Raw genomic sequence first — 20,221 nt, forward strand, 5'->3', positions numbered from 1 at the left:
GCAGCCAATGCGCTTCAGCATGGATAGTCCATATGCCAATCTGGCGCTTGACCACAAGAAGCGTGCACGAAACGCAATTCTTCGGCATCGGCGACGAGGAGGCGCGGTTCCGTACGCTCTCCTTCCTCCCCGTTGGTATGTACTGCGATTATCTAATTGCTATAACCGCGGGTTCCAAGGGTTGCCAACCGCCGCCGAGCGCCTTGAAAGCCCCGACCGCGGCGCGTGCGGATTCGGTTTGCGCTTGCGCTCGCATATCGGCGGCACGTAGCAGGTTCTCGTCGGCTTGCAGGACTTCGATCAGGCTGACGACTCCTTTCTGATATGCCGCGAACGAGGCACCCCTCGCTCGACTGAGCGAGTCCACACCCTGAGCGAGTATCTCGGCCTGATCCTCGCGTTTTACCAGGGCCGAGAGCGCATTTTCCACGTCTTCGGCAGCCCGCAGCACGGCGAGCCGATAACCGGCCAGCGCCTCGGCTTCCTGCCCCTTGGCCAGGTCAATCTGCGCGTTGATGCGGCCGAAGTCGAACAGACGCCAGCGCAGGCCCAGCACGCCTGCGGCCTGGCTTGCGCCGCTGGTGAACAGGTTGCCGCTAGCCACCGATGTCGCGCTGCCGATCAGGCCGCCAAAGGAGAGTTTGGGGTAATACTCGGCGATCGCCATGCCGATACGCGCGTTCGACGCAGCCAGGCGGCGTTCGGCCACGATGAGATCAGGCCGGCGCCTGAGCAAATCACCCGGCGATCCGGTTGATGCGATCTGCGGGGCGGCCGGTATATCGCGGGCGTTGGCCAGTTCCTCCCGATGCGTACCGGGCGGTGTGCCCAGCATCACGTCCAGCGCATTCATGGCTGTATCCAGACCCGCTTCGAGGACCGGTACCGACGCTCGTACCTGGGCCAGTGCGCCCTCGGCTTGCCGCACTTGAAGTTCGGCAGCCAATCCCTTGCCATACAGCAGATTGATCGTTGAGAGTAACTCCTGTTGCGTCTGCACCTGCCTGCGGGCAACGTCAAGGCGGGCTTGCAGTCCACGGATGCTGATGTAGATGTCGGCGGTCTGCGCCGCCACCGCCAGACGTGTCGCCGCAGCGCCAGCCTCTGAAGCCTGATACTCGGCCAGCGCCGCTTCCCGTCCGCGCCGCAGGCCACCGAATACGTCCAGTTCCCAGCCTACGCCGAGATCGGCCTCATAGGCGTTGCCGTAACGATCGAAATTGGGTCTTGAATTCAAGACCTGTCCCAACGGCGTTTCAACCGACTGGTACGCGCGCGCGCCTTGGGCACTGATGTTGCCGGAAGGAAGTAGCGCGGCATTTGCCGACCCGATTCCTGCGCGCGCCTGAGCGACGCGGGCAGAGGCCTGTGCGAGATCCAGATTCTGTTCCAGCGCAAGCGTTACAAAGCGGGTCAGTTGTGGATCGCCAAAACCTCCCCACCACGCGCTGAAGTCGGCGGTGGCGTTGGCATGCCGCTGCTCAACTGCGGTTTGACCCAGGTAGCGGCCTGGCATGGGCGTGTCGGGCCGAACATAATCCGGTCCGACAGCACAAGCCGCGGAAAGACTGGCGACGGCCAACATAATGAGAGTACGTTTGAGTAGCATGAGCATCTTCCGCGAAGTAAAAAGGGATAAATACGAAGTGACTATATCACATATTAGTCACCTGTTGCGCAAATCAACAATAAGAGATAAGCTATCGAATATGAATAAAGCAACCGTCCGCCCAGGCCCAGCCCGAGGCCCAGCCGATCACGAAGTACGAGATCAAATCGTTGTCGCTGCTACCGAACACTTCCGCTTGTACGGCTACGAAAAAACCACCGTCTCCGATCTGGCCAAGGCAATCGGCTTTTCCAAAGCCTATATTTACAAGTTCTTCGAGTCCAAGCAGGCCATTGGCGAACTGATTTGCGCAAACTGCCTGCAAGAGATCGAAGCGGATGTGAGAACAGCGATCGACGGGGCTGACCGCCCGCCAGAGAAGCTGCGGCGCATGTTCAAGACGGCCGTCGAGTCAAGCCTTCGCCTGTTTTTTGAAGATCGCAAGCTCTACGACATTGCAGCCTCGGCCGCGACCGGGAATTGGGAGGCCACGCGCTCCTTTGAGGCGCGCATCCAGGCGATGCTGCAGGACGTTTTGCGCCAAGGGCGCGAGTCGGAGGAGTTCGAGCGCAAGACGCCACTCGACGAGGCGGCGACGGCGATCTACCTGGTCATGCGCCCCTACCTCAATCCGCTGCTCTTGCAGTACAGCCTGGATTCCACTGACAACGCGCCAACCCAACTATCTAGCCTGGTGTTACGCAGTCTGTCGCCATAAATACACAACACAATACATAACATCAATGTGACTATTGACTTAATTGGTCACTAGTCTCACAATAGAAATCCTGTTTAGCTCTTTATGGGATTTCTATGTTCCGCCGCCTCGTTTTCTCCGCCGTCATATCTGCATTGCCGTTTGCGTTGGTCGCTTGTGGCGGAAAACCACAATCAGATCCACGTACCGAAGCGCCGCTGGTGCGTGCGGCCACCATTCAAGACGCGGCCGCTGCGTCACGTATGTTCACCGGAACCGTCGCTGCCCGAGTGCAAAGCGATATGGGTTTCCGGGTCTCCGGCAAAGTGTTGGAGCGGCTTGTTGATACAGGGCAAGCCGTTAAGCGCGGGCAACCACTCATGCGCATCGACCCTGTCGATCTGAAGCTGGCAGCCCATGCGCAGCAAGAAGCTGTGGCGGCCGCCCGAGCGCGCGCGCAGCAAACAGCGGAGGATGAGGCCCGCTACCGCGACCTGCGCGGAACCGGCGCGATATCGGCTTCAGCCTACGATCAAATCAAGGCTGCGGCAGATGCCGCCAAAGCCCAGCTCAACGCGAGCGAAGCCCAGGCAGAAGTTGCGCGTAACGCCAGCCGCTATGCGGAGTTGGTGGCGGATGCCGATGGGGTCATCATGGAAACGCTGGTTGAGCCCGGCCAAGTCGTCAGCGCCGGCCAGGTCGTGATGCGTATAGCCCATGCCGGACGCCGCGAAGCGGTCATCCAATTACCGGAAACCTTGCGCCCTGCCGTCGGCTCAGTCGGCCAGGCGACGCTCTTTGGCAAAGAGGGCGTGACTGTTCCGACAAAACTCCGGCAGCTCTCGGATGCCGCAGACCGGCTAACCCGCACCTTTGAAGCACGGTACGTGCTTGATGGCGAACTGTCCGACGCCCCATTGGGTACGACCGTTACCATTCAGATTCCGGACGCGCGTAGTGCGGCGCAGGACAGTTTACGGGTACCTATCGGCTCGCTTTTTGACGCCGGCAAGGGGCCTGGAGTCTGGGTCATCGCAGGCGAGCCGACAAAGGTTTCCTGGCGCGCGGTCAAGGTCCAGCGCCTGGATGACGACGGCGCGTATATCGCCGGACAACTCAAACAAAGCGACCGGATTGTCGCACTTGGCACGCACTTGCTGCATGAAGGTGAGCAAGTCCGGGTGGCTACCCAAGCCCCCACTGCAACCGTAGGAGTGCGGCCATGAGCGAAGGTCGTTTCAACCTATCTGCGCTCGCCGTACGCGAGCGCTCCGTCACCTTGTTTCTGATCTGCCTGATCTCGTTGGCAGGACTGGTTGCGTTCTTCAAGCTGGGCCGGGCGGAAGATCCGGCTTTCACGGTCAAGGTGATGAATATCGTCACCGTCTGGCCCGGGGCCACCGCGCAGGAAATGCAGGGCCAGGTCGCCGAGAAACTCGAAAAGCGCTTGCAGGAACTGCGCTGGTATGACCGTACCGAGACCTACACCAGACCTGGCTTGGCCTTCACTACCTTGACTTTGCGCGACAGTACCCCTCCTGCGGAAGTGCAGGAGGAGTTCTACCAAGCCCGCAAGAAAGTCGGCGATGAGACAAGCAACCTGCCATCCGGCGTGATCGGACCGATGATCAACGACGAATACGCGGATGTTACCTTTGCTCTGTACGCACTCAAGGCCAAAGGCGAACCGCAGCGCCTGCTGGTACGCGACGCCGAGTCGCTACGCCAGCGGCTGCTGCATGTGCCAGGCGTAAAGAAGGTCAACATCGTTGGCGAGCAGTCCGAGCGTATTTATGTCGAATTCTCGCATGATCGCCTGGCAACCCTGGGTATCAGCCCGCAGGAAGTCTTCGCCGCGCTCAATAGTCAGAACGCGCTAACACCTGCCGGCTCCGTGGAAACCAAAGGACCGGAGGTGTTGATTCGCCTGGACGGTGCATTCGATGAATTGCAGAAGATCCGCGATACGCCGGTTGTAGCACAGGGCCGCACACTGAAGCTGTCGGACATCGCTACGGTCAAGCGTGGCTATGAAGACCCGGCGACTTTCATGATCCGCAATGGCGGCGAGCCCGCGCTGCTACTGGGCGTCGTCATGCGCGACGGCTGGAACGGGCTCGACCTGGGTAAAGCGCTGGACAGCGAAATCGGTGCGATCAACGCCGTGCAACCGCTGGGCATGAGCTTGACCAAAGTCACAGACCAGGCTGTCAACATCAGCTCCGCAGTTGATGAGTTCATGGTCAAGTTCTTTGTCGCACTCCTGGTGGTCATGGTGGTGTGTTTCGTGAGCATGGGCTGGCGTGTGGGCCTGGTGGTTGCCGCCGCCGTGCCATTAACACTGGCCGTGGTGTTCGTGGTGATGCTCGCCACCGGTAAGAACTTCGACCGCATCACCCTGGGGTCCCTGATCCTGGGGCTGGGCTTGCTGGTGGATGACGCCATCATCGCCATCGAAATGATGGTGGTGAAGATGGAAGAAGGCTATAGCCGCGTCGCCGCCTCCGCCTATGCCTGGAGCCATACCGCCGCGCCCATGCTGTCGGGCACGCTGGTCACGGCGGTAGGCTTCATGCCCAACGGCTTCGCCCGCTCCACCGCCGGCGAATACACCAGCAACATGTTCTGGATCGTCGGTATCGCGCTGATCGCATCGTGGGTAGTCGCGGTGGTTTTTACGCCCTATTTAGGTGTCAAGATGTTGCCCGACCTCAAAAAGATCGAAGGCGGCCACGACGCGATTTACAACACGCCGCACTACAACCGCTTCCGTCAACTGCTGGCACGCATCATCACACGCAAGTGGCTGGTCGCAGGTTCGGTGGTGGGCCTCTTTGTTTTGGCCGTACTCGGCATGGCGGTGGTCAAAAAGCAGTTCTTCCCGATCTCCGACCGCCCGGAAGTGCTGGTCGAGGTACAGATGCCCTATGGCACGTCGATTGCGCAAACCAGTGCCGCCTCGGCCAAGGTGGAAGCCTGGCTGGCCAAACAAGAGGAAGCCAAGATCGTCACCGCCTACATTGGCCAAGGCGCGCCACGCTTCTATTTCTCAATGGGTCCGGAAATGCCCGACCCGTCGTTTGCCAAAATTGTGGTGCGCACCGACAATCAGGACGCGCGCGAAGCGTTGAAATTCCGACTGCGCCGGGCCATCGCCGACGGTCTCGCCACAGAGGCGCGCCTGCGCGTCACTCAACTTGTATTCGGCCCCTATTCGCCGTTCCCCGTTGCCTATCGGGTCAGCGGACCAGATCCTGACAAATTGCGCAAAATCGCCGCTGACGTGCAACAGGTCATGGATGCCAGTCCGATGATGCGCACGGTCAACACTGATTGGGGCACACGCACGCCCACGTTGCACTTCACCTTGCAGCAGGACCGATTGCAGGCCGTAGGGCTGACCTCCAGCGCCGTGGCGCAGCAATTGCAATTCTTGCTAAGCGGCGTACCTGTCACCACTGTTCGCGAAGACATTCGCACGGTACAGGTGGTTGCCCGTTCGGCTGGCGATAACCGGCTCGACCCGGCCAAGATCGGCGACTTCACGCTGGCTGGCGCCAACGGGCAACGCATCCCGCTGTCACAGGTCGGCAAGGTTGATGTACGCATGGAAGAGCCGATCATACGGCGGCGTGACCGCATGCCGACGATCACCGTCCGTGGCGACATCGCCGAAGGCTTGCAGCCGCCGGACGTGTCGGCGGCCATCACCCTGCAGCTCCAGCCCATCATGGACAAGCTGCCGAGCGGTTACCGCATTGAGGAAGCTGGCACGATCGAAGAATCAGGCAAGGCAATGACGGCCATGTTGCCGCTGTTCCCCATCATGCTGGCCGCCACTCTGCTCATCATCATCTTCCAGGTACGCTCTATCTCCGCGATGGTCATGGTGTTCCTGACCAGTCCGCTGGGGCTGATCGGTGTCGTGCCGACTCTGCTTCTGTTCCAGCAGCCATTTGGCATCAACGCGCTGGTCGGGTTGATTGCGCTGTCGGGAATTGTGATGCGCAACACGCTGATTCTGATCGGGCAGATCCACCACAATGAACAGGCAGGTTTGGATCCGTTCCACGCGGTCGTTGAGGCAACCGTGCAGCGCGCACGACCGGTAATCTTGACTGCCCTGGCAGCGATCTTCGCCTTCATCCCGCTGACCCATTCGGTGTTCTGGGGCACGCTCGCCTACACATTGATTGGTGGCACTTTCGCCGGGACGATTCTGACCCTGGTGTTCCTGCCGGCCATGTATTCCATCTGGTTCAAGATCAAGCCCGGCAACGACAGCCCATCTGCGGACAAGACACCTGCATAAATAGACGCAGAAAAACCATCATTCACACAAAAAGGATATGAAATGCCGGATTCAAAAGTTGTCGTTGTAACGGGCGTCTCATCGGGCATCGGACGTGCCACCGCAGAGAAGTTTTCCAAGCGAGGTTGCCGGGTATATGGCACTGTGCGCAGCACCGCAAAGGCCCAGGCCATACCTGGCGTTGTGCTGGTCGAGATGGATGTGCGCGACGATGCCTCTGTTCAGCGTGCCATCCAGACCATCATCGGTCAGGCCAAGCGTATAGATGTGCTTGTCAATAATGCGGGTGGGTCGCTGCTCGGCTCGGTAGAAGAAACCTCGATTGCCGAAGCGCAGTCGCTGTTCGATACCAACGTGTTCGGTACCTTGCGCACCATGCAAGCGGTGCTGCCGCATATGCGCGCGCAGCGTTCGGGAAGAATCGTCAATATCAGCTCAGTGCTGGGCTTCCTCCCGGCTCCGTACATGGGGCTTTATTCGGCGTCCAAGCATGCGGTTGAGGGGATGTCAGAGACCTTGGATCATGAGGTGCGCAATTTCGGAATCCGCGTGGTGCTCGTCGAGCCGTCCTATACCAAGACCAATCTGGATATCAATTCACCACAGGCTGCTTCCAAAATTCCAGCCTATGACGATGAGCGCGACATTGTATCCCGAGCGATCGTAAAAAATGTCACTGGCGCGCCACTACCCGATGCTGTGACTGACACAATTGTCAAGGCCGCTTTGGGAACATGGAAAATGCGGCACACTCCTAAAGGCCAGGCCTCTCTTTTGAGCAAATTGCGCCGCTTTATGCCTGCTGGCCCGGTGGATGCAGGTGTCAGGAAGGACTTGAACATGAAATGAATATCATCGACCTGACACTATATTGGATTAACGCATGCGCCGACGTGAAGGACTGACTCAACAGCCGTTCCAGATGACGCGTCGCCATCTGCGGCGGAAGCAGTATGCTGCTTCCGCCCTTGGGATATATGCCCTAAACAAGCTCGGAAAGTGCAGCGGCGTCAAAACCCTTTAGGCTTTCGCGATTGGTGCCCTGGATCTTCGCAGCCCAGTTGGAATCGCTGATCAGGGCCCGACCCACTGCGATCAGATCGAACTCGTCTCGCTCCATCCGCTCGATCAGACGCTCCAAGCCCATCGTCCCCGATCCCTTGCCGGCGAAGGCGTTCATGACGTCGCCATCAAGGCCGACCGATCCGACGCTGATCGTTGCCGCACCGGTCAGTTTCTTGGCCCAGCCAGCGCAATTAAGACCATTTTCCCCGTCGATCTCCGGAAATTCCGGCTCCCAGTAGCGCCGTTGCGAGCAATGCAGAACATCAACCCCGGCTTCGACCAGCGGCAGCAGCCAGTCTGTCATCAGCGCCGGCGTTGCGGCCAGCCGCACGCTAAAGTCCTGCTGCTTCCATTGACTCACCCGAAGAATGATCGGAAAATCGGGGCCGACCGCCTTACGGACTTCAGCCACGATTTCGCTTGCGAAGCGTGACCGCTCCTTAATCGTTGCACCGCCATAGCGATCGCTGCGCTGGTTGGTCCCCGACCAAAAGAACTGATCAATGAGATAGCCATGCGCACCATGGATTTCCACGGTGTCGAATCCTAGACGCTTGGCATCCGCTGCCGCTTTGGCGAAGGCCGCGATCGTGTCGGCGATGGCTTCCTCGCTCATTGCTTCGCCGCGCGGCGCGCCTGGCGCATCAAGCCCGGACGGGCTTTCCACCGGCGCCTCCGGCTCCCATTCGCTGTGCCGGGCGGAGCCGGTGTGCCAGAGTTGTGGCCCCATGCGCCCGCCCGCGCCATGCACGGCATCAATTACGCCCTTCCAACCGGCCAGCGCCGCCTTGCCATGGAAGAAGGGGATTTTAGGATCGTTGCGAGATGCCGGGCGGTCTACCACCGTCCCTTCCGACAGGATCAGCCCGACTTGTCCCGCCGCGCGGCGCTGGTAGTACGCGGCGTTTGCCTCCGCTGGCACACCGTCAGGAGAAAAAGTGCGCGTCATCGGGGCCATGACGATTCTGTTTTTCAGCTCGAGTGACTTGATGGTGAGGGGGCGAAACAGCACGCCGGTATCGATAGAAGACATAGGATGAACTCGATTGTTATTGGAAGTTGCATGGTATATGAATTATACTTAGAGTCAATTAGGTACTTTAAAGTGCCTAGGTATAGCCAAGGAAACCACCCATGACCGATATCCCAATCCAATGCTTCTCTGCTGAATGCCCGAGCCGTACGCTGTTTGATCAGATCTCTGATAAATGGTCGATGATGGTGCTGATAGCGCTCGAAGGTAGTCCAGTTCGCTTCAACGCCATCAAACGCCGATTGGAAGGCGTGACTCAAAAGGCGCTCACTCAGTGTCTACGTAGACTGGAGCGAAATGGTCTGGTATCGCGTCACGTGATTCCGGTGTCGCCCATTGCAGTGGAGTACGAGATTACGCCGCTCGGCCGCACCTTGCTGCAGCCGTTTAAGGTGATGCACGACTGGACGCTGACAAAGTTGCCTGAAGTTGAGCAAGCGCGGCGAGCCTTCGATCAACGTAACCTGGGTTAGGACGTGTCAACACTAGTGCGGAAGTGGCTACTGTGCTTGAAACAGAGCGGCAATGGGGAATAGGTTTGATTTTTACGCTATCGTGACCCATACGGTTCCAGCACACCCCCGCGTGATTTTCTTGTCAGTAAACGGTGCCATTGATGGACAGCTTCCGATGGCGTCATATAGTCGATTAACGATTCATGGTGCGCCTCGATTTGATCCAGTAACTGACCGGCTTTCTCCCACAGCGAGTTTTCCTCATTGTCATTATTTCTCAATGCACACAAGATGGCGTCAGCGAGCGTGCCATAGAACTGCAGTTGAGGAGAGATGCTGCAGGTGCGCTCCCACTCCTCGCAAAATATTGCATCGGAAATCAGGCTTTCTATAAATCGCGCCGCACTGGTTGTCTCATCCAGGTCTAAAGACCGTAACTCCTTTGCTAGCAACAAGGCATCGTCGCTCGATATTTTTTCAATCATGTTTCCCGTCCGTTCTGATAGTAGATACGTTCCCTGCCGATCTTTCATGTTTGTCAAATTCGGATAAAAATACAATCAGATGTTTCCGAATTACATGTAAGCATGCCGTCGCCGGCGTAGGGATTTCCCTACCATCAAAATCTGTCTGGCTGACATGAAAACCAAGATTTCCCGATTGCCCCCTGCCCTCGCACTGACTATCCTGAATTCAATGGAGGACATCGGGAAGGTGCTGCCAACAATATTACCCATATCGCAAGCGGCTCCGTTTCCGGTGCCATGCCATCACCTCAAGAATCGTATTCAACCCGGTTTTCATCATGCGCATAACCTCCCTTATTTCCGTCAATTACCTCGCTGAAAAGGAGTTCTTGCGTTATGAACTCTTGATGGAAATCGCTGGAGAGCAAACGGCGTTTCGTTGGATTTTGTCGGATTTGAAAGCGGCATCGGTGGCGATTCTCGACCCGTGGCTTTTTAGCACTGCCTATGTACCTCCTGAACAATGTATTTGTATCTGGCTTGCGCGACCTGGTGGCTACGCCGGTCGCCAAGGAGACTTGGTCTTACCGCTCGGTTTTCGTCTGCACGACTTGATCGACGTGCTGGATCAGGCTGCCTTGCGTCTGTTCGAGATGAAAGAAAAGCCTGCAGCGGATATCGCGTCACGGCGCGCGACGCTGGAGATGGCGCTGCGCCACCTGTTTACTCAGTTCAGAGTATCTTGAACTGCAGGACTGCCGCCGCTGCGCGATTTGTACGAAAAAATTTCAACGCCAGGCAGCATACGCGATAATAGGATGGAATCAGAATGACAGTTACAACAAAAACAATCATTTACCTGATTCATGGAAGGAACGTCAAGACATGCATGCTCATCCATAATGTAGCGGGAGTTTTATGATACGGGTACTGATTGCCGACGACCACGCGATCATGCGAGAGGGGCTAAAACAGCTGTTTTCCCTTGGCAAGGAGATCGTGGTGGCGGGAGAAGCAGCCAATGGCGGCCAGGTTCTGGATGCCTTGCATGTCGGCGGCATCGACCTGGTGCTGCTCGACATGACCATGCCTGGCGTCAGCGGGGTCAATCTGATCCAGCGTATTCGCGCGCATGCATCCTATCCGCCGGTCCTGGTGCTCACCATGCACAATGAATTGCCTATTGCGCGCCGGGTGCTGACAGCAGGCGCCGCAGGCTACCTGACCAAAGACAACAAACCTGAAATATTGATGGCTGCCATTCGCAAGGTGGTCGCCGGCGGCCGTTTCATCGACCCCGAACTGGCGGAACAGATGGTGTTCGAATCGAGCGCTTCCGACCAGCGGCCGCAACATGAATTGCTCTCCGATCGCGAGTTCCATATCCTGCAATTGCTGGTGCGGGGCAAAAGCGTCAACGAGGTTGCGGAAGAACTATCGATCAGCAACAAGACCGTCAGCACGCACAAGGCGCGCTTGATGCAAAAGATGAATTTCCAGAACAATGCCGATCTGGTCCGTTACGCGATTACACATAACCTGATCCAGTAATGCGTCACGGCTTCCAGCCAGTCATTGTGCCTGGCAGGCGCCGTCGATGGGAATGAAAACCCGGATGGTGGTGCCTGCGCCGGCCACGCTGATGATGTTGGCATCACCACCTAGCATGAAGGCGCGCTCCCGGATGCCGATCAGGCCGAACGACTTCTTTTTGCGCAGATCTGGGTCGAAGCCCTTGCCGTTGTCACGTATCTCCAACAGATAACGGTTTTCCTGTCGTTCCAGCGTAATATCGACCCGGCTCGCCTCCGCGTGGCGGCCGACATTGGTCAGCGATTCCTGGGCGATGCGAAAAATGGTGGTTGCCCGCTTCTCATCCAAGGTGATTTTTTCCTCGCGGACGTGCAAGAGGCAGCGGATACCGGTGTTTTCCGTAAATTCTTCAGCCAGCCATTCCAGCGCAGAGACCACTCCCAGGTCCAGCGCACCGGGCCGCAATGCCGAGACGATGTTACGAACTACCTTGATGGTGCCGTCAACCAGCGAAACCAGGCGCTGGACCTTCCCTTGCAGCGACGGATTTTTCTCTCCAAACTCCATGCCGACCACCGACACTCCCATTCGTAACGCCGACAGGTACTGTCCCAATTCATCGTGGATTTCACGCGTCAGATGCCTGCGCTCCTCTTCCCGCGACAATTCAAGTTCGTAGGCACGCTCGCGCGCCTGCCGCCCCTTCAGCCGCTGGCGGGCAAGCAACCGGCGAACCCGGTAGCGGTCAGCCACAAACAGCAGGATTGTCAGAAATACGCCGCATGCGGTGTAGAAGACTGTAGTTCTCCACCACGGCGGAAGAATTTCGACCTTGACTTCGGTTGTCGGCGACGACGTCTGCATGGAGACGTTGTCGGCAGTGACCTGAAGGGTGTAACGGCCTGGCGGCAAAGCCGGGTAGCGCACTTCGGGGACCGTGGTGGTCGACCAGTCCTGTTCCAGGCCCTTCATCCGGTAATGAAATTGTACGGTTTCCCGATTCTGATACGACAGCACCGCGAACTTGAAATTGAGCGGGCCGGAGGTCCATGGCAGCCGGATCGATTTGGTAGGACCCGGCAGCCGGCCATCGCCGCCATCGCTTTCCACCAGCACTTCCAGCGAGAATGAAGAGAACAGGGTTTCCGGATGCAAGATATGCGAAGCGCCATTGCTGGTGCCTATCCATATCGAGCCGTCGTGGTCTTCATACAAAGCATCCGGATCGATATCGTCCCACACCACGCCACTTTCCTGGTTGAGAAAGCGCCATTGCTTACGATTCCATACAGCGACCCCATTGCCGGTAGCCATCCATAGCCAACCGCGGCTGTCCTCGATCAATCCGCCTATTTCCTTGCCCTGCAACAGCGCGGGAGTCGCTTCGTCGATCTTCAGCGCATTACCTTGTTGCGCAGCGTGCCAGAGGCCGCCGTCCATACTGCCGATCCACAGTGTGCCGTCGTTCGAACAGGTCATTGTGCTCAGTTCGGCCTCTGGCGCCGCAGGGCTTAGCTGCAGATTACGCCAGCGGCCGCCATCGAATTGCTGAACCCCCTTGCTGGACAAAAACCAAAGCGTTCCAGAACTGCTTTGACATCCGCGGAAAACCTGGACATCCGGCCCTCCCATGATCGACGAAAATTCTGCCTCAATCAACGGCTTGGCGTCCGCCTCGGGATGCCGGATGACATACAACCCGCGGTCGGTGCTTATCCAAAGCTGGCCGGCGCGGTCAAAAAACAAATTATTAATCATGGCCAGTTTGGCGACCAGGATGTCCTGCTTTGATCCCGGCTCTCGGCGCACCAGCACTCCACTTAATGTACCGGCCCAGATACGGCCTTTGCCATCCTGCACCATGCTGTTCCATTGATGAGATGTCTTGCCATATCTCCCTTCCACAACGGAAAAATGCCGGGGCGTTGTCTGTACCGCCGATCCGGAGCGCGTGCCAATATGAAACAGGTGGTCCTGGTCCCGTAAAAAAGACAGAACGACGTTATTCGGCAGGCCCTGCTCCGTAGTCCAGTTTTCCAAGTTGGGGTAACCCAGCCAATGAATCAGCCCGCGTCCCACCGATCCGAGCCAGACACCATTGTCACGGTCTATAAGAATAGAATTGATTCCTCCGCCAATCGTCAGTCCATTAGACTCGTCAAAAGATTGCCAGGCTTTGCCGCTCCATCGAATGAGTCCGCTATCCTGCTGACTGAACATGCGGTCATTGGCGTCGGCCATCAGCAGCGCTACGCGTCCTGATTTTTCTTGCCCCTCCTGCGGCGGAGAACGATCGACAAACACGTTTGCGCCGGACTGCAGCACATAGATATGCTGATTGCCACGCAACCATAATGTCCCTTGCCTGTCATGATGAATGGCTCCCCACTCCTCGCCTGGCAAGCCGTCTTTCTTCCCGAAGACAGTGAATGCGCCTCGATCGTAACGACATAGCGACCGGCTGCATCCCATCCACAAATCCCCCTTCGGGCCGACATGGATGCTGTAAAGCACGCGCATTTCCGGGTGCTGCGATAGTTGCTCCTCGCTAAAGAATGGTTGCGCCTGCCAGGTTGCCCCCTTATCGTCCGATTTCACCAGCCACACGTGATCCTGACTCAAGGCGAGCAGACGATTTTCTCCAAGAGAGGCAAAAACCTGCCCCTGGAAAAATGGCATTTTGGTATTTGTAAACTGGACCGGCGTCAGACGTTGTGCCTGCAGCAGATGCAAGCCTTTGCTGGTACCCACCCATAACCTGCCATTCGCCTCCATATGGAGCGCCGTGATAAACGGATCGGCAACGGCAACGCCGTCATTCACTTCAAAGCGCTGGAAGCGCGCGCCATCGTAGCGAAACAAGCCGTTTTGCGTGCCAATCCAGATATAGCCCGCTGCCTCTTGCACCATGGCAGTGATAGCCAGGTTTCCTAATCCATCGACTTGCCTGTAATAACGTAATGGCAACTGCTGGCAGAACGCCTGCAGCGGGAGAAAAATCAGCCATAGCAGCACGATAAATCGAGGGCGAAAGAACAAGGCCATCACGATATATATTCCATAAATATTATGAAAATACTATGTAAATTCCATGCCGATTTTCATACCGCTATTGTTGAGTTCATCCATTACACTCTTCGGGATAAGGCTATCGATAGCCCGACGACGTTCAAAAAACAGGATAGCTCCCCAGCCGGCAACTACTCCTATGATCACACCGATGGCAAGAAATAGCGACAGTGAAGGAGAACCAGGAGCGGCAGGGATGAAAACCGTGCCGATCACGGCAGTTGGAAAAGCGACGGTCTGCGTATGCAGATCGGTCAGTAATGCATGTTCGGCAATCAACGCGCGGATCGCCTCCGCGCGCATGGAGAGTTGGCTCTCTATCAACAGGTTTGCTTCAAATTTGAGAGACGAGGAGGCAGTATTTTTGAGATTGACCTGCAGACTCTCTTTTTCCGAAATCGCTTCGTGCATTTGACGCGCATTGTTTGCAAGCCGGTCTTCGAGATTTTTCATCAGCGGCGCCAAACGTTCATCATGCGCTTTCACCAAGGTTTGGATCGCTGCATCGAGATTGGTTTTGGCATCTGTCCGGGACAATCCCTCAATGCTGACATCGACGAAATTGGTGTTTTTCCCGGCAGCGGCTTTGAGTGTTTTGCGGAGCAGGCGCGCGCGACTGTCGCCACCGTCGTCTTGAGGAAAATCCACCGCAGCGAGCACCTGGTCCTGAAATTGACGTCGATTGAACCGCTCCGCAGCTTGCTCCGAAGATTCGATCAAGGTTGCCGGCAATAACGGCAACTGCCCGATCTGCAAGACCGCCGATGCTTTCCAGTGCGATGGTACAGCTGCCCATAACATCGCGGAGGCCGCCACGGCAACGGCAATGCATGTCGCCAAAATACCCCAGTGGCGTTTGATGGCGTCAAAGATTACTACAAGTTCATCTGGCTCGACCTCGTCATGTTGTGCTGTACGCGTACTGTCAGAAAAATTATTAAGCATGTGAGAAATAGTTTGTTTGATTATTATCAGGTTGATATCTGGTTCTTTTTCCGGCTTGGATTTTTTTCGCTGATAAAGAATTTTTCGCGGTGATCTCCCATCAGAGCGCGCAATTCGCCGATCGGCAAATTGCTGACTTCATGCATACGTATCAGCATCGAGCCGCCGACCATCAAGCGGCGATGGCGGAGCTTGCTGATGATAGGCGGCGAGACCTCGAGCAAACGACACAGCGCAATGTCATTTTTCAAATCCAGTTTCTTGATCAATGTGTCGAGCAGATGGTTGGGATCGTAGGTCTCTTGTGCATTAAGTCTGTTGCTGGCTGGGGTATCGTGGAATGTATCGGTCGTCATGATTTGTTGACTCTGTTGCGGATGGATAGTGAGAAGATAATTAATCAGGCAGGCGCCGGCGAAAATCAGGTAATCCCGATTTTCATGTAGGAATATCCTGATTTTCCTTTTGTAAATTGCGGCCCAAATTATTTGGGCAGATTCTCCGGCTCAAATCGGCGAAGTCGCCAATACCGAACCCAAGGACTGAAATGCGGAGCCGCAATCTACAGCCGTCGACCCTCCCGGCGCGCCGTTGACGGTAACGCCTGCCGCTGTAGAAGGGCTGATGGACGATGCAAAGCTGACGGCGCCAGGGCCTAGCGTGAAATGTGTTGCATTGGGAACGGTGGCCGGACCGCCGTTGTGACCGCTCTCGAAAGTGGGCTGAACTCCATCAAACACCACATTGTCGAGTTTGATTGTCAGTGGATTGTTCTGGCCGTTGATCTCATAGCCGACAAAAGTCAGCAAGCCGCCGCCGTATTTGGCGCTGCCGAGATCATGAAAGCCACTGATCGTGATATTGCTGAAGCTGGGATAGAGGCTCCCGGTCGAACTGCTATAGAAGGGATCGAACACCAGCGGCCGACGAACGTTGCGCATGCAGATCTGGCTATAGTTCACTGTATCGACCTTGCCACCACGGGACGAATCGGACTTGATACGCAGGCCACCACCGTTACCGCTATCATTGCCGTCCACGACAAGATCCGCGACGATGACGTTGCTGACGCCTGCATCGGTTTCGCTCCCGATCGACATGCCGTGGCCATAGTAAAAATGGTTGTGCGAAAAATTGAGTTTGCTCGATGCGGGTCCGCTGTGCGACTTGATGGCCACGTGATCGTCGCCAACGCTGATATACGAATAGGCCAGCAGCACGTTGCTCGATTGGCCTGGATCAAAGCCATCGGTGTTTTTCACCGTATCGGGAGTGAAACAAGTTGCAGGCGTCACGACATCCGGCGTCGTGCCCGCAGGACAGGCATAGGCCGGCTTGCTATAGACCAGGCTCGGCGAGAGAATCTTGATGTTCCAGGCTGTCACACCCGTCACGCCGCTCGTCACTATGTGGAAATTCGGCGAATTCTGCACCGTGATACGGTATAGCGTGAAGTTGCTGCCGTTTTTTACCTGAATCAAGCGTGGATTCTGTTGAATCAAGTTTGAGGTATTGGTCTGATAAGCGACATCCCACCAGCTGCGCTTACCTGCGTTCGGACCGCTGGTAAGCAGACTACCACCGCGGCCGTCAATCACGCCATCGCCAACGATACCGCTATTGACGGCGCCTGAAGCGGCGATGAGGGGATTGCAAGCGTTGGTATCCGTCGGGGTCGCCGTGCCGCAAGTGCCCGGCCCGTTGTCGTAATTCGCAGGATTTCGCGATGCAAAGAGCGTTACGCCGCTGTCGATCCTGAGCGTGACACCAGACTTCAATTGCAGTGGCCCGGTCAGGAAAGCTGACTCCCCCGATGCGCCAGGCGCCAACTGCACCGCCTGGCCGGCCGGACAAGCGTTGATTGCCGCCTGGATGCGCAGAGCATCAGGTTGCGAATTGGACGGATCGCCGTCAATGGCATCGAGTGAGCCTTTCCTCGGAGTCAGCGTGGCGGAAAGTTTCGCACAAACCGTGTTGGGAAAACTGGGTTCGTTAACGATGCCCCACTGTGCAGCGATACTTGCAGTCGGTGTTGGTGTTGGTGTTGGTGTCGGTGTTGGTGTCGGTGTCGAAGTTGTGCCAGATGACGAACCGCCGCCACAAGCTGTTATTGACGCGACAAGAACAGCAATCGTAACGAGTTGGAATGGCGACGTGGAGCCGCGCGCTTCTTTTGCCAGTTTCAAGCAAGTGCCAATTTTTATATAAGGTGTTCGCAAATTATTCATAAATGTAAGGATGCAATTAATACTTGGAAAAACTCTTCGGCGTCGTTTTTTTTGCACTGAAATGGATCAACGGATCATCCATGTTAAAACGCGTTGCAGCACGATCCGTGCCAAACAAAATAAATCCTCTTCCCCTCGCTAACAACGTCCCTAACCCGTCGCATTATTATCAGTGCGGCGGTCATTCAGGCATGTATTCGATGGCACGGCATTCAACAAACTCTGTCACTGCACATAACAAAAAATGGCGCCAAAACTGGACAAACATTGACATGCCGGGGCAATCAACGCGGAGACTAGGGAAATCCTTACACAGAAAAAAGCATTTCCCTATATTTCATGCCCATTGATTTTTGTAACATTCGCCACGTATTCATTTTTGTGAAATTTCATCGGGCTCGATCGTTGGTGATCCCGCTTCCCATCAAGCATATTTCTCTCTTGACTAAAAAATCATGACGAGCCAGCGCGCGCAGACAGAGCTTGGGATTGCCTTCGCGATCGGCAATCTCACCGAGTTCGACCAGCAACAAGTGCGCATCATGATGCGCATGTTGTCCACCCGACTCTGCACGCCATTTTTGGTAAGCAATGCGCGTGACGGTGAAATCGTTCTGGTGGCAAATGCCGCCGAAGCCGGGGCCTTCATCTTGCGCGCCAAAAGGCAGGCCGAGATCCGTGAAATACGGTTGCCTCGACCATTGCGGCTCATGCAGTTGGCCAATGGCCTGGATGCGATGATTCCCTTCATACACCCTGCTGCTCTGGTATCTGCCACGCCGCACAAGCCCTGTTCAAGATTATCCGGCGCATTGGGCTCGTCGCCTTCGGCGATACTGTGCCTGACTGGCGCCTGGGGCCGCTGCTGGCTTGTTCCGCACTCTGACGATGTGATGTTTGATTGCCCTCTCGAACATGTCGCCATCGCTCTGGCAACCAGCGATGTGATCTTTAAAACCGAGACGCTGGGTTCAATCGACGTTGAACATGACGCCAAGCTTCGCTTGCGCCGCGATGAAGTACTCTGGCTAAGCAAGCCTGACCCCGACCTGGAGCGCATCATCACCGTAAAATTAAGGCAGCCCGACGCTTTCCTCAAATTGCAAATCTGGCCGAATCTCGCTCGCATGCCCACGCATGCGCCGTGGACTACCGTATTTGCGGCGATGCAGGATGGCATCGCCGCCGACGACGCCATGCACCTCGCCATCGAAGCAGGTATCCAGGAAGCCGATGCGCATGTCGGATTCTGCGTGCTGTTGCAGCAGCGCTACGCCACGCTTAGCGTCCAGGCGCATTCCCCGCATCCGGCGCAGACCATCAGAGCGGCCACCGAAAATTCTTTCCTGCAGCGTATCAAAGGCCGCTTGCTGCACATGCTTGCAAGTGCATGAGCGTACCCGCCTGGTTAGGCGCCGATCCAATATTGTCACGGAGTTTGATTCAATGCAGCGCCACAAGTTGATTTTCCTGGGTTCACCCGGCGTCGGAAAAACGACGGCGATCCGCGCCGTCAGCGACGAGTCGCCGGTATGTACCGACGTCCAGTCTACCGACGAGCACCGTAGTACTACCGTCGCCCTCGATTTCGGTGAATTGACGCTGGCCGATGGCGATGTGCTGCATTTGTTCGGCGTACCCGGCCAGGAGCGGTTCAAGTTCATCTGGCCATTGGTGGTCGAAGGGGCGATGGGGCTCATTCTGATGGTCGACAATTCGCAGGAAACGCCGTTCGACGCGCTGGATTTCTACCTCAACAATTTTTCCTGGTCGATCGCCCAATTGCCTACCATCGTGGCAGTCACCCGCATGCGGCCTGACTCCCGGCCTCAACTTGCCGATTATGTGCGGCACCTTGGTCAACGCAATTTCAATCTTCCGGTGGTGGCGATGGATCCGCGCGAACGCAAGGATGTGCTGTTCTTGTTGAACATGGTGGTTGCGTTGATTGAAAAGCGGGTCGCCGCATGGAATTGACATCCGCACATGCTGCGGACCACGTGGCATTCGAACTCTTTTTCCCGCAACAGGCGCAAAGGGATGCCTGCATGGAAGCCATGGCGCGCCTGCTGCACAGCGTCCAAGGCTCCTACACCAGCGTGCTGGCAACGGTCGACGGCCATCTGGTAACGCACATATCGTACAACCGTGACCGGCCGGCGCGCGTCGCGGCCATGATCGGTTCGCTGTGCGCCTTGGGCGAGACCTTGAGTAAAGAGATCAACCAGCGCGACTACCGTGACGTCCTGATCCAAACCGACACCGGGCTTTCCGTGATCCAGCGGCTGCCTAAACCTGCGCAGCGACTGGTGCTTATGACCGCCAGCAACAACGAAGCAAACCTGGGTGTGCTTCTCGCCCACAGCAGAACCTGTGCGACCTCGCTGGCGCGGCTTGCCACGGACCCGCCCGAGCTTTGAGCATCGGATTGAACATTGAAGCGGTACATGTAGCTGATACCGCAGATGCCGTAACAACCTTACCCCGTATCCTCGGCGCCGGCACCGGCCAAAGAGCGGTTTTTTTAACGGTGCCTGGAGAAATGAAATGGCAAATATCAAAGACAGTCTCAGTAAATTGATGGAAGTCGATGGTGCAACAGCGGTAGCGCTGGTCGATTCGGAAAGCGGCCTGGTGCTTGGCAAAGAAGGCAGCGGCATCGATCTCGACCTGGCCGCGGCCGGTAACACGGAAGTGGTGCGAGCGAAGCTGAACACCATGAAATCGCTCAATATCAGCGACAAGATTGAAGACATCCTGATCACGCTGACCAAGCAGTACCACATCATCCGTCCGGTCGAATCCGCC

General features: G+C 56.6%; 18 protein-coding genes. 11 read left to right on the top strand and 7 right to left on the bottom strand.

Annotation, left to right across the window (positions count from 1 at the left end; genetic code table 11):
• Positions 1 to 148 precede the first annotated feature (148 nt).
• Positions 149 to 1,609 carry an efflux transporter outer membrane subunit gene (locus ABI171_RS18745; protein WP_348094054.1) on the bottom strand — a complete coding sequence of 487 codons (1,461 nt, stop codon included), beginning with the start codon at positions 1,607 to 1,609 and terminating at the stop codon, positions 149 to 151.
• Between the two features lie 100 nt (positions 1,610 to 1,709).
• Here ABI171_RS18745 and ABI171_RS18750 point away from each other — a divergent pair, with 100 nt between their 5' ends.
• The 4 genes from ABI171_RS18750 (at position 1,710) to ABI171_RS18765 (ending at position 7,467) form a co-directional block, all read left to right on the top strand.
• Positions 1,710 to 2,327: a TetR/AcrR family transcriptional regulator gene (locus ABI171_RS18750; RefSeq protein ID WP_348094071.1), complete on the top strand. Its 618-nt coding sequence runs from the start codon at positions 1,710 to 1,712 to the stop codon at positions 2,325 to 2,327.
• A gap of 95 nt (positions 2,328 to 2,422) precedes the next feature.
• Entirely contained in the window at positions 2,423 to 3,532 is a 1,110-nt protein-coding gene (locus ABI171_RS18755) for an efflux RND transporter periplasmic adaptor subunit (RefSeq protein WP_348094055.1), read from the top strand.
• Entirely contained in the window at positions 3,529 to 6,618 is a 3,090-nt protein-coding gene (locus ABI171_RS18760; protein WP_348094056.1) for an efflux RND transporter permease subunit, read from the top strand. The genes ABI171_RS18755 and ABI171_RS18760 overlap by 4 nt, the downstream gene beginning before the upstream one ends.
• Before the next feature lie 42 nt (positions 6,619 to 6,660).
• Positions 6,661 to 7,467 carry an oxidoreductase gene (locus ABI171_RS18765; RefSeq protein ID WP_348094057.1) on the top strand — a complete coding sequence of 269 codons (807 nt, stop codon included), beginning with the start codon at positions 6,661 to 6,663 and terminating at the stop codon, positions 7,465 to 7,467.
• 133 nt (positions 7,468 to 7,600) lie between these two features.
• Here ABI171_RS18765 and ABI171_RS18770 read toward each other — a convergent pair whose 3' ends face one another.
• Positions 7,601 to 8,716, bottom strand: coding sequence for an NADH:flavin oxidoreductase (locus ABI171_RS18770; RefSeq protein WP_348094058.1), 1,116 nt, complete (start codon positions 8,714 to 8,716; stop codon positions 7,601 to 7,603).
• A 101-nt stretch (positions 8,717 to 8,817) separates the two neighbouring features.
• Here ABI171_RS18770 and ABI171_RS18775 point away from each other — a divergent pair, with 101 nt between their 5' ends.
• Positions 8,818 to 9,189 carry a helix-turn-helix domain-containing protein gene (locus tag ABI171_RS18775; protein WP_348094059.1) on the top strand — a complete coding sequence of 124 codons (372 nt, stop codon included), beginning with the start codon at positions 8,818 to 8,820 and terminating at the stop codon, positions 9,187 to 9,189.
• Positions 9,190 to 9,266: 77 nt separating this feature from the next.
• Here the strand turns inward: ABI171_RS18775 and ABI171_RS18780 are convergent, their stop codons facing one another.
• Positions 9,267 to 9,656, bottom strand: coding sequence for a hypothetical protein (locus ABI171_RS18780; protein WP_348094060.1), 390 nt, complete (start codon positions 9,654 to 9,656; stop codon positions 9,267 to 9,269).
• Between the two features lie 320 nt (positions 9,657 to 9,976).
• Between ABI171_RS18780 and ABI171_RS18785 the strand changes: the two genes are divergently transcribed.
• Together ABI171_RS18785 and ABI171_RS18790 are read left to right on the top strand one after the other, a co-directional pair.
• Positions 9,977 to 10,384, top strand: a complete 408-nt coding sequence (locus ABI171_RS18785; protein ID WP_348094061.1) for a hypothetical protein — start codon at positions 9,977 to 9,979, stop codon at positions 10,382 to 10,384.
• 172 nt (positions 10,385 to 10,556) lie between these two features.
• Positions 10,557 to 11,189 carry a response regulator transcription factor gene (locus tag ABI171_RS18790; RefSeq protein WP_348094062.1) on the top strand — a complete coding sequence of 211 codons (633 nt, stop codon included), beginning with the start codon at positions 10,557 to 10,559 and terminating at the stop codon, positions 11,187 to 11,189.
• Between the two features lie 21 nt (positions 11,190 to 11,210).
• On the opposite strand, the gene ABI171_RS18795 is transcribed toward ABI171_RS18790, so the two are convergent.
• The 4 genes from ABI171_RS18795 to ABI171_RS18810 form a co-directional block, all read right to left on the bottom strand.
• The gene (locus ABI171_RS18795) at positions 11,211 to 14,216 is read right to left on the bottom strand and encodes a two-component regulator propeller domain-containing protein (protein WP_348099339.1); all 3,006 of its coding nucleotides are present in this window, start codon (positions 14,214 to 14,216) and stop codon (positions 11,211 to 11,213) included.
• A gap of 33 nt (positions 14,217 to 14,249) precedes the next feature.
• Positions 14,250 to 15,185, bottom strand: a complete 936-nt coding sequence (locus ABI171_RS18800; RefSeq protein ID WP_348094064.1) for a hypothetical protein — start codon at positions 15,183 to 15,185, stop codon at positions 14,250 to 14,252.
• 26 nt (positions 15,186 to 15,211) lie between these two features.
• Entirely contained in the window at positions 15,212 to 15,541 is a 330-nt protein-coding gene (locus ABI171_RS18805; RefSeq protein ID WP_348094065.1) for a hypothetical protein, read from the bottom strand.
• A gap of 150 nt (positions 15,542 to 15,691) precedes the next feature.
• Complete coding sequence (locus ABI171_RS18810; protein WP_348094066.1) at positions 15,692 to 17,470, bottom strand: glycoside hydrolase family 28 protein; 1,779 nt, start codon at positions 17,468 to 17,470, stop codon at positions 15,692 to 15,694.
• A 398-nt stretch (positions 17,471 to 17,868) separates the two neighbouring features.
• Between ABI171_RS18810 and ABI171_RS18815 the strand changes: the two genes are divergently transcribed.
• The 4 genes from ABI171_RS18815 to ABI171_RS18830 form a co-directional block, all read left to right on the top strand.
• Positions 17,869 to 18,807 (top strand): hypothetical protein, encoded by a 939-nt coding sequence (locus ABI171_RS18815; protein WP_348094067.1) that lies wholly within the window; start codon positions 17,869 to 17,871, stop codon positions 18,805 to 18,807.
• 52 nt (positions 18,808 to 18,859) lie between these two features.
• A complete protein-coding gene (locus ABI171_RS18820; RefSeq protein WP_348094068.1) occupies positions 18,860 to 19,390 on the top strand; it encodes an ATP/GTP-binding protein in 531 nt (176 codons plus the stop codon).
• Positions 19,381 to 19,833 carry a roadblock/LC7 domain-containing protein gene (locus ABI171_RS18825; RefSeq protein WP_348094069.1) on the top strand — a complete coding sequence of 151 codons (453 nt, stop codon included), beginning with the start codon at positions 19,381 to 19,383 and terminating at the stop codon, positions 19,831 to 19,833. Before ABI171_RS18820 ends, ABI171_RS18825 begins: the two co-directional genes overlap by 10 nt.
• A 127-nt stretch (positions 19,834 to 19,960) precedes the next feature.
• The coding region (locus ABI171_RS18830; protein WP_348094070.1) for a hypothetical protein at positions 19,961 to 20,221 on the top strand (261 nt) is incomplete at its 3' end.

Source organism: Collimonas sp. (assembly GCF_039923675.1).
Lineage (GTDB): Bacteria > Pseudomonadota > Gammaproteobacteria > Burkholderiales > Burkholderiaceae_D > Collimonas.

Coding starts and splice junctions, on each gene's coding strand:
- ABI171_RS18745 (WP_348094054.1), bottom strand. CDS start 1,609: ATGCTACTCAAACGTACTCTCATTATGTTGGCCGTCGCCAGTCTTTCC.
- ABI171_RS18750 (WP_348094071.1), top strand. CDS start 1,710: ATGAATAAAGCAACCGTCCGCCCAGGCCCAGCCCGAGGCCCAGCCGAT.
- ABI171_RS18755 (WP_348094055.1), top strand. CDS start 2,423: ATGTTCCGCCGCCTCGTTTTCTCCGCCGTCATATCTGCATTGCCGTTT.
- ABI171_RS18760 (WP_348094056.1), top strand. CDS start 3,529: ATGAGCGAAGGTCGTTTCAACCTATCTGCGCTCGCCGTACGCGAGCGC.
- ABI171_RS18765 (WP_348094057.1), top strand. CDS start 6,661: ATGCCGGATTCAAAAGTTGTCGTTGTAACGGGCGTCTCATCGGGCATC.
- ABI171_RS18770 (WP_348094058.1), bottom strand. CDS start 8,716: ATGTCTTCTATCGATACCGGCGTGCTGTTTCGCCCCCTCACCATCAAG.
- ABI171_RS18775 (WP_348094059.1), top strand. CDS start 8,818: ATGACCGATATCCCAATCCAATGCTTCTCTGCTGAATGCCCGAGCCGT.
- ABI171_RS18780 (WP_348094060.1), bottom strand. CDS start 9,656: ATGATTGAAAAAATATCGAGCGACGATGCCTTGTTGCTAGCAAAGGAG.
- ABI171_RS18785 (WP_348094061.1), top strand. CDS start 9,977: ATGCGCATAACCTCCCTTATTTCCGTCAATTACCTCGCTGAAAAGGAG.
- ABI171_RS18790 (WP_348094062.1), top strand. CDS start 10,557: ATGATACGGGTACTGATTGCCGACGACCACGCGATCATGCGAGAGGGG.
- ABI171_RS18795 (WP_348099339.1), bottom strand. CDS start 14,216: ATGGCCTTGTTCTTTCGCCCTCGATTTATCGTGCTGCTATGGCTGATT.
- ABI171_RS18800 (WP_348094064.1), bottom strand. CDS start 15,185: ATGCTTAATAATTTTTCTGACAGTACGCGTACAGCACAACATGACGAG.
- ABI171_RS18805 (WP_348094065.1), bottom strand. CDS start 15,541: ATGACGACCGATACATTCCACGATACCCCAGCCAGCAACAGACTTAAT.
- ABI171_RS18815 (WP_348094067.1), top strand. CDS start 17,869: ATGACGAGCCAGCGCGCGCAGACAGAGCTTGGGATTGCCTTCGCGATC.
- ABI171_RS18820 (WP_348094068.1), top strand. CDS start 18,860: ATGCAGCGCCACAAGTTGATTTTCCTGGGTTCACCCGGCGTCGGAAAA.
- ABI171_RS18825 (WP_348094069.1), top strand. CDS start 19,381: ATGGAATTGACATCCGCACATGCTGCGGACCACGTGGCATTCGAACTC.